The organism is Nostoc sp., from assembly GCF_036917975.1.
Lineage (GTDB): Bacteria > Cyanobacteriota > Cyanobacteriia > Cyanobacteriales > Nostocaceae > Nostoc.
Map to the genome: position 1 here is coordinate 1 of NZ_JBALEJ010000111.1, position 10,630 is coordinate 10,630.

The 10,630-nt window shown below is 41.4% G+C and carries 15 protein-coding genes; 8 read left to right on the forward strand and 7 right to left on the reverse strand.

The window, feature by feature from the left end; all coding sequences use genetic code 11:
- The first annotated feature begins 92 nt into the window (after positions 1-92).
- The gene (locus V7K76_RS33260) at positions 93-425 is read left to right on the forward strand and encodes a sensor histidine kinase (RefSeq protein WP_335030417.1); all 333 of its coding nucleotides are present in this window, start codon (positions 93-95) and stop codon (positions 423-425) included.
- A gap of 106 nt (positions 426-531) precedes the next feature.
- On the opposite strand, the gene V7K76_RS33265 is transcribed toward V7K76_RS33260, so the two are convergent.
- Positions 532-810 carry a peptidase gene (locus V7K76_RS33265; protein WP_334774589.1) on the reverse strand — a complete coding sequence of 93 codons (279 nt, stop codon included), beginning with the start codon at positions 808-810 and terminating at the stop codon, positions 532-534.
- Between the two features lie 228 nt (positions 811-1,038).
- Between V7K76_RS33265 and V7K76_RS33270 the strand changes: the two genes are divergently transcribed.
- Entirely contained in the window at positions 1,039-1,251 is a 213-nt protein-coding gene (locus V7K76_RS33270) for a hypothetical protein (RefSeq protein WP_335030416.1), read from the forward strand.
- 152 nt (positions 1,252-1,403) lie between these two features.
- Positions 1,404-2,612 carry a bacteriohopanetetrol glucosamine biosynthesis glycosyltransferase HpnI gene (hpnI, locus tag V7K76_RS33275; protein WP_334774584.1) on the forward strand — a complete coding sequence of 403 codons (1,209 nt, stop codon included), beginning with the start codon at positions 1,404-1,406 and terminating at the stop codon, positions 2,610-2,612.
- Positions 2,613-2,983: 371 nt separating this feature from the next.
- Here hpnI and V7K76_RS33280 read toward each other — a convergent pair whose 3' ends face one another.
- Positions 2,984-3,361: a lactate/malate family dehydrogenase gene (locus V7K76_RS33280; protein WP_334774585.1), complete on the reverse strand. Its 378-nt coding sequence runs from the start codon at positions 3,359-3,361 to the stop codon at positions 2,984-2,986.
- Positions 3,362-3,398: 37 nt separating this feature from the next.
- Between V7K76_RS33280 and V7K76_RS33285 the strand changes: the two genes are divergently transcribed.
- The 3 genes from V7K76_RS33285 to V7K76_RS33295 all read left to right on the forward strand — a co-directional run bounded on the left by V7K76_RS33285 (position 3,399) and on the right by V7K76_RS33295 (position 6,140).
- A complete protein-coding gene (locus tag V7K76_RS33285; protein WP_334952372.1) occupies positions 3,399-3,551 on the forward strand; it encodes a hypothetical protein in 153 nt (50 codons plus the stop codon).
- Between the two features lie 143 nt (positions 3,552-3,694).
- The gene (locus V7K76_RS33290) at positions 3,695-5,728 is read left to right on the forward strand and encodes a S9 family peptidase (RefSeq protein ID WP_334774587.1); all 2,034 of its coding nucleotides are present in this window, start codon (positions 3,695-3,697) and stop codon (positions 5,726-5,728) included.
- Positions 5,729-5,930: 202 nt separating this feature from the next.
- Positions 5,931-6,140 carry a hypothetical protein gene (locus tag V7K76_RS33295; RefSeq protein WP_334774588.1) on the forward strand — a complete coding sequence of 70 codons (210 nt, stop codon included), beginning with the start codon at positions 5,931-5,933 and terminating at the stop codon, positions 6,138-6,140.
- Positions 6,141-6,277: 137 nt separating this feature from the next.
- Here V7K76_RS33295 and V7K76_RS33300 read toward each other — a convergent pair whose 3' ends face one another.
- From V7K76_RS33300 to V7K76_RS33320, 5 genes are all read right to left on the reverse strand, one after another.
- Positions 6,278-6,454 (reverse strand): hypothetical protein, encoded by a 177-nt coding sequence (locus V7K76_RS33300; protein ID WP_334952369.1) that lies wholly within the window; start codon positions 6,452-6,454, stop codon positions 6,278-6,280.
- Between the two features lie 33 nt (positions 6,455-6,487).
- Complete coding sequence (locus V7K76_RS33305; RefSeq protein WP_334952367.1) at positions 6,488-7,168, reverse strand: hypothetical protein; 681 nt, start codon at positions 7,166-7,168, stop codon at positions 6,488-6,490.
- A gap of 748 nt (positions 7,169-7,916) precedes the next feature.
- On the reverse strand, positions 7,917-8,135 hold the full coding sequence (locus V7K76_RS33310; RefSeq protein WP_335030195.1) for a hypothetical protein: 219 nt from the start codon (positions 8,133-8,135) through the stop codon (positions 7,917-7,919).
- Between the two features lie 238 nt (positions 8,136-8,373).
- Positions 8,374-9,444, reverse strand: a complete 1,071-nt coding sequence (locus V7K76_RS33315; RefSeq protein WP_334952365.1) for a Vgb family protein — start codon at positions 9,442-9,444, stop codon at positions 8,374-8,376.
- 162 nt (positions 9,445-9,606) lie between these two features.
- Entirely contained in the window at positions 9,607-9,924 is a 318-nt protein-coding gene (locus V7K76_RS33320; protein ID WP_334952364.1) for a hypothetical protein, read from the reverse strand.
- Positions 9,925-10,018: 94 nt separating this feature from the next.
- On the opposite strand from V7K76_RS33320, the gene V7K76_RS33325 reads away from it, so the two are divergent.
- The gene (locus V7K76_RS33325) at positions 10,019-10,411 is read left to right on the forward strand and encodes a Y-family DNA polymerase (RefSeq protein ID WP_334952362.1); all 393 of its coding nucleotides are present in this window, start codon (positions 10,019-10,021) and stop codon (positions 10,409-10,411) included.
- Between the two features lie 61 nt (positions 10,412-10,472).
- The gene (locus V7K76_RS33330) at positions 10,473-10,577 is read left to right on the forward strand and encodes a hypothetical protein (RefSeq protein ID WP_335030418.1); all 105 of its coding nucleotides are present in this window, start codon (positions 10,473-10,475) and stop codon (positions 10,575-10,577) included.
- Positions 10,578-10,630 lie beyond the last annotated feature (53 nt).

Genomic DNA, 10,630 nt, shown 5'->3' on the forward strand with positions numbered 1-10,630 from the left:
ACTTACTTAAAGCTTATGAGTATTTTTATCTACTCGTATCAGAACGGAATTACGTAACTTTATATACTACATCATGAAGTGCGGAATGTGGGATTCAACTAAAGCGATTATTTTCCAATCTGTTGCAAAATGCCTTGCAGTATACATCTAAAGGAGGAACTGTCATAGTTTCTCTGGTTAAACTTGAGCGACTGGTAGCAATAAATGTTCAGGATAATGGTATTGGTATTGCTCCAGAACACCTGACGCTAATTTTTAATCGCTTTTGGAGAGCAGATCAAGCCAGAAGCCAGCGAGAGGGAGGCTTAGGTTTGGGATTAGCTATTGCCAATGCGATCGCTAGAACTCATGGAGGAGATATTATCGTCACTAGTGAAGTCGGTGTTGGTAGCTGCTTTCAGGTACGTTTGCCGTTAGCTTCTTAGTTTAACGAATTCGGTGGGTTGAAGTCCCCCGGTTCAATAAATAAGTCAGTTTTGTGGTGGGGTCTAAATCCCCATTACAAAACTGTACTTCCGACTTCCGACTTCTTTAATTCTTAGGGTTTTGCCGAGTTTTTTTACCAAATAAGCCAGACATACTTAATCCTGTTACCAACAATCCCAAAAGTCCTAATCCGTTCAAAATTGGATAGATTCCTTCAAGATGAAAGATTTCGCCTGTATGGATACTTAATAGGAAGCTAGCTGGAACTCCTATACTCACAGACCACTCGCGGACAACCGTTGTTGACATCCCAGTCAGCACGGTTAAAACCCGGAAAGAAAAAATATCGGTTCTTTCCGAGTTTTTTACCTCGATAGCTTTAATATTTAAATGGCAAAAATATTACCTAATATTTTTGTTCGTAGTGAGCGCAATATCTGAACACTGGTTCTTTTCTAAATCGCCACTTTCAAAAAACTGGCAAAATATTAACGTCAAGTTTGAATTCACTGATAAGTAAGTTCGTAGTAAAAATTTTAGTCTTGATTATTCTAAGCACTAAAGTCCTTACTACAAACTTGTCATGATTAATTTTTTGTGTGAGGAATAAAAATGTCAAAAGTAAAAGTTGTGTGGGGTTTTCTTCGACAGGTTCCATTAATTGTGCTTGTTGCCTCAGTTGTTGGTTACAGTAGGCTGGCGAGCGCATCTCCTGCAAATAACACCACATCAAAATCTGGAAGTAATGAAACTGAGCAATCTCTTGTCCCTACGATGAACTGGATTTCCTCCGTTCGTTGTCAGGTAATTTCTCTATTTTCTTAAGTATTTATACTTATTTTTGTTCCATCTGTTTTTTGAGCCATTACCTCTGGCTAAAAAACTAGTTACTTTGTACTATATTTTGAATTCCAAAATCGGGGTTAATACTCTATTTTTTTCAAAATGAGAATTACTGGCTGTAATGCTTTAAGTCAATGGAAATTTCTGCATCTGCTTTTTTGACAAATATCAACCTCCAAGTTATCGACGTTTTAATAGTAATTCTTTGCTTGTCAGCTATCCTATTTTATTGTTACTCAATCTATTCAGCAGTTGTCACCTTCGGAGAATCCCATATATATGCTCCCAATTTTTATCCACCCATTACTATCCTGAAGCCAATTTGCGGACTAGACAGAGATATCTACGAAAATTTGGCAACATTTTGCCGACAGGAATATTCAACTTACCAGATTATCTTCAGCGTCCGCAGCCCGCAAGACCCTGGAATAGATGTGGTCAAACAAATTATCCAAGACTTTCCGAGACTGGATATTCAGTTAATAGTCTGCGATCGCATTATTGGTACAAACCTAAAAGTGAGTAATCTGGCAAATGCTTTATCTTTCGCCAAATACGAAATCCTAGTTATTGCTGATAGCGACATCCGAGTTGGGGAAGACTACTTGCAGCGAGTTGTTCAACCGTTACATAATAAGAATGTTGGTGTTGTCACCTGTTTATATCGTTCCGTAGCACCGGGATGGGTAGAAAAGTTAGAAGCGGTTGGGACTGCTTGTGATTTTCACGCAGGTGCTATTACCAGCAAACAGTTAGAGGGTATGAAGTTCGCACTCGGTTCAACGATTGTAATTCGTCAAGAAGTGCTAAAAGCAATCGGGGGATTTGAAGCGATCGCCGATTATCTCGCAGACGATTTTCAACTTGGCTATCTAACTGCGAAAGTGGGTTACAAGGTCATGCTTTCTGACTATATAGTAGAACACGTATTATTTGCTAACACCTTGATTGATTCTATTCAGCATCAGGTTCGCTGGTTGCGTGGTATTCGAGTTTCTCGTCCTTGGGGTTATTTGGGACTAGTTTTTACTTACGGAAATATCACTAGCTTAATACTAATGGTGACTACAAAAGGGTCTATTTTCTGTTGGTTTTGGCTAGCTATTACCTGGATAGTACGTTTAATAATGGGCTGGATTGTTGGTGTCAAATATCTTCAAGATTCGAGCGCTAAAAAATATTTCTGGCTTGTAATTTTCCGAGACTTGATGAGTTTTACAATCTGGTGCTATTGTTTTTTTGGCACTACAATTGAGTGGCGGGGGTTAGAATTTAAGTTAACTAAAGACGGTAAAATCATACCGAAAGCAAAAGATATCACAGAACAGTTTGAGTTTAAATAGTTCTAGATCAACACCACCTATCGTTAATATTTCAACCTGGAGTTTAGACTAAGCCATGCAAAACGACTCAGCAGGGCAGAGTTAATCAGAGACGTAGTGAAATTATGAATAATCTTGAATATTAAACAGCAATTGATGATTCTTTAAGTGGTGGTGTTACTGTTTTTTTAACAATGGGGTATCGGTTTTTACGGTGACGCTTTTTTCCTACTTTCCAACCAGGGGACTTTCCGCGAGGTTTGGGTGTTCTTGTTGGAGTGCCAATCACCGCGAAAAATCCAATCCACCCATAGATTGAGCAACTCTTCCAGGAGTGAATTTATCAACAGACTTCTGCCAAGGTAGAGGATTGTCGATGACGAAATCACGAGCTAATTTTCATGATTATCATTAAGTACGATTGAATTCGGTGCAACTCGATCCAATTCTTTCATCGTCGAACGGATGATCTCTGCATTGTCACTCAACGTATCTAATCGGGTCTGTCCAAGTTTCTGCTGCACCCCAACTGTCACGACAATCACATCAGAATCAGCTAAATCCTCATATTTAGTTGATGGTATAATTTCCATCTCTTCAAGTAAGGGAATGCTGTCTTCAATATCCCATGCTTGCCCCTCAGCCTTTGATAAGGTTCGGTCAAAAAGAACCACTTTTACACATTTACGGAGTAGCACTAAAGCATTTGCTACGTCTGCACCTACATTCCCTGCACCAATGACACCGACCTTGGATGTTTTGCTAATCATGTCATATCTACTTTTTTGTCACTGCCCCAATTGGTTAATGTTAACTCCAGAACTAGCCGAGCAGTATTTCTCGCAACTGGGTTTCTCTACTGAGTCGCGGCGACTACTGGAAGATGGCAAGCGGGTTCGGTATTATCGATTGAATAGAGAGAATGTCGTGTTTATCCAGAATGACTTTCAAAATTTTTAGAATCGCTCTTATGCCCTTACAATCTGTGTAATTCGTTTTTTAATCATATTGGGGCCATTTGGTACTTCATTCATGGCTACAATGCAGAATTGGTAAGGATTTTAACCTTGCCACCACCTGAATTTTCACTCCCTCCCAAAAGTATGATGAAAAAGCTCACAAAAATCGCTTTGGCTTGCAGTGTTTTAGTAACGATAAGCGCTATCAATATTCAGGTTCAAGCCCAAGAAAAACGCCTGCTAACACTCGACGATCAATTCACCTTTCGCCAAATTAGCGATCCTCAACTTTCTCCCACTGGAGACTGGATTGCTTACACAGTAACTAATACCGACTTGAAAAATGATACACAAGATAACCATATTTACATGACTTCTTGGGATGGCTCCCAAACATTACAGTTAACTAATGGTAACGATGGTGAATACAATCCTCGGTTTAGCCCAGATGGTAAATATCTAGCTTTTCGCTCCAGCCGTGAATCTGGAAAACAGCAAATTTGGTTGCTCAATTTATCAGGCGGTGAAGCCAAGAAAATATCAGACTTTGCTGGTGATGTTACCGATTTTGTCTGGTCTGGTGACAGTCGGCAACTAGCGGTAATTGCTTCAGAACCAGTTCCAGAAACACCCTTTAATGGGAAAACCCCACCACCGATTGTTATTGATCAATTTCACTTCTTAGAAGATGGTGTGGGTTTTATCGGTAAAAGTCGTGAACATCTTTATGTATTGGACTTAGCAACTCGCAAAGCAGATATTCTCACCCCAGGTTCATTTAATGAGTATTTACCTGCTTGGTCACCTGATAACAAAAATATTGCTTTTGTGAGCAAACATGGTCAAGAGAGCGATCGCAATAATAATTGGGATCTGTATGCAATCGCCGCCCAATCGGGAGCCAAAGCCCGTCAGCTAACTACCTTTATTGGGCCTGACTCCGCTCCTGATTGGGATAGCCGTCCGGTTTGGAGTCCAGATGGGAAGTCAATTTCTTATTTGCAGGGAGGTTCACCCAAACTTATTGAGTACGCAGTTCACCATCTCGCCATTATCTCTGCCCAGGGTGGTACTCCCCGTCTACTGACTGCCAACCTTGATCGCAATGTTGCCAAACCGCGCTTTACCACAGATGGTAAATCAATACTGTTTTTAATCGAAGATGATGGCAATGTTCACCTAGCAAAAATACCTATAACTGGTGGCAAAATCGAGCGATTCCTAGCAGGAAGACGAGAGATTAGTAAATTTGATTTAGGACGCGATGGCAAAATCGCTTTACTTTCCTCAACGCCACAACAACCAAATGCAGTCTTTGCCTTTAATGGTCAAAATTTGCGTTTAATATCACACCAAAACGATCAGTTACTAGCGCAGTTAAATTTAGCAACTACGGATGAAATCAGCTTTTTGAGTAAAGATGGTACAGAAATTCATGGCTTTCTTGTCAAGCCACCTCACTATCAGCCAAGGAAGAAATACCCAACACTGCTAATGTTGCACGGCGGGCCTGTCGGTCAGTTCACAAACCAGTTTATATTTAATTGGCAACTGTTTGCAGCGAAAGGCTATGTCGTTGTGGGTGTTAACCCACGCGGTAGTTCAGGCAGAGGTGAAGCTTTCTCCAAAGCGATTTATGCCGACTGGGGAAACAAAGATGCTCAAGATATTATTGCTGGTGCTGATTATGCGATCGCTACTGGAATTGCTGCACCATCACGCTTGGGAATTGGTGGCTGGAGTTACGGGGGAATGTTGACCAACTACACTATTGCTCAAGATCATCGCTTTCAAGCCGCAGTCAGTGGGGCTGGTGAATCAAATATTCTGGCGACCTATGGTACTGATGAGTATATTGATGACTATGAACAAGAGCTTGGTGTACCGTGGAAGAACCTCGATGTCTGGCTACGAATTTCTTTCCCATTTCTTCACGCTGACCGCATTGTTACACCGACACTATTTATGGGAGGTGATAGGGATTTTTCTGTACCACTACATAACTCGGAACAGATGTATCAAGCACTCAAAAGTCTGGGAATTGATACTCAATTAGTGGTTTATCCTGGACAGTCTCACGGCATCAGCAAACCGAGTTATCAACGTGATGTCCTAGAACGTTATTTAGCTTGGTACGATAAATATCTCACACCCTCAACCGCAACTACTGGAAAATAGGGGAGCAACGCGAAAAAGTGAGATCGGGGTTTTGTTCTCAATTACGCCCCTCTATTCTCAACAAATCCTGGTTTTTTCGTTGCGATGCCTACGGCGGGCTGCGCCTACGCATCCTGAAACAAGCTATATACGTGCCAGGTTTCAGCACCTCACAAAATCGCGTTGCTCCCACTGTCAAATAGCAGAGGTAGAGGTCGATGACTTGGGATTTGATTTAAATGTCGAAGCATATTTTGTAATTGGAGATGCAAATGGTCAAAATCATTTTCGCGCTAATAGGATCGGACTTTGGTCAAATATATGGGGTGATGAAGAACGGCTTTTCGATTTAGAAGATGAACTAGGCGACCAATTCTGGACTAATTATCAAATTCAGTTGCTTTTTGATGAAAAAGAGCAGCAAACAATTTAACTGTCAGTGTCACAAACAGATGACTATGAAGCAAGATTACAATTTTACCCATCTTTTCAAAGGTTTTTACCATCCATAGTTCCAAGAACGGATAATGACTTTTAAAATCCCCGATTAAACCAAAATTTGCCCAGCATTTATGGCGGTATCGTCTCGATGGTGGTGAAGAACAGCTTTTCTATTTCTGCTTGAACGAACTTTGGGGGTTTAAGTCCTAGCCTTTGAAGGGCAGCGCGAATTGAAGCCTCAGCTAAATCCCCGTCACAAAACGTAATTGCGAATTGCGAATTGCGAATTGCGAATTGGTTTAACATTCCCTGCTTTAACAATTTGATGGAGAATTGAGTTTATTCCTCCTCCTCGTCTTCATCTTCGTACTCCTCCTCCTCGTCATATTCATAATCTGCATAATCCTTCCCGTGTTGCTCGTACCAGAGGCGTTCTTCTTCAATAGCCGCTTCCCTCTGTATCCTTTTTCTTTCCGCGATTTCTGCTTCTAGGCGTTCTTGCTCTAATCTCTCCTTCTCAACCCTTTCTCTTTTTAGCCTTTCTCTCTCTTGGGTTTCTTCCTCTACCCTCTCCCTCTCAAGTTTGATTAATTGCTGCTCAACTCGTCCACAGTAAAAATCCAAAGCCTTACCCGTCGTGGCTCCGGTAACTGTTCCACCCACTAGAAAGATGAGTCCGGTTTTCCAACCTTCAATCGGGCCACCGCTCCACTGCAAACTTTTTTGATTAAACCATACCAGCACGGAAAAGACAGAAATTCCAACTATTGTATTGATGAGTGCAAAAATTCTTGGTGTCAATTCAGTCTGGCGCAGGATCAGCCACTGCCCCAGCCAGAGTATTGCACCAAAAATTACCGCAGCAATCCCGCTCATAACCAAATGATCTGGATATCTAAACGGATCTTCTAGCACCATATTAATAATTAATGGTATAAATATCAGCGCACAGAGCAAAAAGCCAATTAATAAGCCAACAACGCTTATCAGGCTCCAGTAGCGACCGAAAAAGTAACGCAAGAACCAGTTTTCATTGGCTGTTCCCTCGAAGGCATTGGCTTAAAATTTGGATGATTCAGAAGGCAGAAGTACGTTCGCGCAGCGTCCCGTAGGGAAGGCAGAAGGCAGAAGGGAACCCACGTTTAAAAACGTGGGATTGAAGCAATGACGCTTTGTATCTCGCGGCACTTTCCGCTCGATACAATTCTTTTTTTAAACTGGGCAATAACCCAGAACTAAAGTTTTTATTAATACTCCTTTCATAAAAGCCTTCTGCCTCCTGCCCTCTGCCTTTCTTGTAAAGTTGCAAGAAGATGGGTATTAATAATTGCACAGAATTAACAAGGTACACCAAATCTATGGAAAATACGAGTCCCTTGGGGAGCAATGCGATTTTGTGAGGTCGGCCAAAAAATGTGCGATCGCTAAATCCTTTTCTCAGTAATTAAAACATAATATTTATACTAAATAATCAATATTTACACTTAAACAAAGAGGCTCTGAGTCACAACGAGTTTTAAGTTTTTTTTCTGACAATAAAAAAAGGTAAGATTCTCAAATAGCAATAGTTTTGAGATAGGGATTATCTACCTTAATGGAAAAAAATATATATGCAACGTTAGATTTAAGTAAATCATTATCAGATTTTTCTTCGGAAGTTATAAAAGCTTTAGAATTGACGAATATCAATGAATGGGATGGGCAGATTCTTAAAAGTAGCTTTTTGGTCAGAAGCAAATCGCAGCCGGAGTGAATTGTTCCAAATTATTCAAGGAGAATTATAGTTGAAGTCCCTTGTCCCAAGTGATGGCATAACTATCAGCCCCTTAAAGCAGGTGATCGCACCAATCAAGAGAGGAAACCCCAGGCGTAGCCCGTCACAGGCGATCGCACCCATTATTAAGGGAAAACTAACAGTAGGAGCGTAGCTTGCCGCCAACTCTTGGAGACGCTCTGCGCGATCGCTTGAGTGATGCCAAATTGCCATGACCGATGAAAGGCATTCAGTCAACAGCAAAATTACGCTTAGACAACCTGCTAGCGGGTTTACCCCGCAGGGCTACCCCGGCTGTCTCATTGTGGCTACGGGCATCAATGACTCTGTATCAAACAACCCCGGTTTGCCTATCAGATTGACAGCCATGATTAAACCTTATGTCGTCAAACAATTAATCTCCAGGCGAGATTTGCTTTACACCTTGTATGGGTTGACCTCTTTCACTACATTAGTAGCCTGTGGGGCATTTCACGAATCGTTTAAGCGTTAAACTCGCACCTAAAACAGATCCAAACGCTAATATACCTAATGTCAAAGATGGTTCGGGTACTGGGGTAATATTGGCAAAAGCGACATAGCCTGTTCCATCTAACCCACCACTGCCTGCTCGTACGAAGGTGTTAATAAAAGTTCCTGTTTGTCCGTTGTATTGTAATACGTTGTTGTTAGCTTGACTACCAATATAGAGATTTCCATCTGGACCAAAGACTGGGTTGACTGGTCCATTTAGCCCACCATTACCTTGACTGACAAAAACGCTACCTACTCCAGTATTAGAATTGTAACTTAAGATGTCATTAGCACCAAAGTTACTAACGTAGAGATTACCATCTGTTCCAAAAAACATACCAGCAGGCATATTGAGTTGTCCGTTATTAGCTAGGGTGCTAATAAATGCTCCTGTACTACCGTCGTAGCGCAGGATTTCATTATTATCAGCACTACTGACGTAGAGGTTGCCATTAGAACCGAAAATTGGATCGTATGGTCCACTGAGTTTACCGCCTTTTGCAAAGGAGTCAATAAACGCTCCTGTACTACCGTCGTAGCGCAGGATTTGGTTAGAACCTCCACTGGCAACGTAGAGATTGCCGTCTGGTCCGAAAGACAAGCCTAGCGGGTCAACTAAGCCACCACTGCTTGGTGTTACGAAGTCTCGTAAAAACTGCCCAGTCTGACCATTATACTCAATTACACTACTTGTCCCCAAACTATTGACATAAAGATTGCCATTCGGTCCGATAGTGAAACCTGTTGGGATAGATAATCCGCCACTGCCAGGGGTGACAAAGGTTTCGATGAAAGCACCATTGTTTCCATTGTATAAGTCAATAGCGTTGTTATTAGTACTACCAACTAACAAATTTTCTGCTTGAGCTGGTGAAGCGGCTATGCCAAATATACTAAAGGCTGTGAGTGCAAGGCTGAACTTACAAAAATGGCAAATCATGTGAAAACTCCAATGTTTAGGATCATTAATTACCTCCGGCAAGGTTGCTTTGATTAGCTTTTGTGACATAGTTAGTAGCTTGACAGTAATACTTTCTCCGAAGCAGTTAAGTAATACTTATAACATTTCCTCGCTTGAATTATGTGATCTTGTATTCAAGCGACCTAACAGTGCATCTCGTATAGAGGAAAAGATAGCGATCGCAACTCATCCTTTCTGTTCTTGGGTCTTTTACTTGTGTGAAGTATTCTTGAAACGCGATCGAGCTTGTTGGTCTAATTGTTGATAAGTAAAGCTTGAGCTTTCTGTTTCCCCATCCTGTAAAAAAGTAAAAGCTAATTTATCTGGGTGGTATAAAGCTCTTTGACACAGCAAGCCTACTAATGTGAAAAATTTAAAATTTTCAAAATAATCTTTCATAATCACTTTTATAGGCAATACCTTCGCCAATTTACGAGGGTGAGTTGATGACACTTTCACTATTAACTCGCTGTTCTCTGAGGCTTGGCAAAAACAATAAGTTCTAAAAATTCCTTTAAGGTTTCCCACAAGGTTTTTTTGTATCCGCTCGGTAAATCGGGGTAGAAAGAAAAAATCAGAATGTAGATTGGTAGACACGGCGTTATAAAATATGATATCAGCGATGCCGTCAGTAACCGCTTTTGCCAAATGTCCCGCACTTATCTTTGTCAGACCGAGATTCGACGTTTACCGAGATATTTCTGCTGCAATCCATGCTATCTTCAAACGCTACAGTGATTTAGTGGAAGGAGTTGCGCTAGATGAAGCGTATTTAGATGTTACTGAGAATAGGCAAAACATCCCCTACGCTTCTACGATCGCAAGACACATCAAAACTGCAATTTTCCAGGAAACCCAGTTGACAGCAACCGCAGGCGTGTCAATTAACAAGTTTCTTGCAAAAATGGCATCAGGGCAGAACAAGCCCAATGGACTGACGGTGATTTTGCCAGAGGATGCGATGTCTACGACAAGCCGCAAGCGTCTACGCCTTTGTAGAACAGCTGCCGATTGAGAAGTTCCACGGCATTGGAGAAGTTACAGCATTTGCACAGGATTTAAGCGATGTAGGTCAGATGTTGCAGGAACTTGAACAGATTGCCCTTTCTTGTGAGCAACGGTTAGAGCAACATGAAACGCGAGGACGCACATTAACTCTGAGTGCGATTCGTTCAGTCTAAACCGAGTAATCGGGGGATGACTGGCTTTGATTGAGTAACCCATAAAGGGTGGA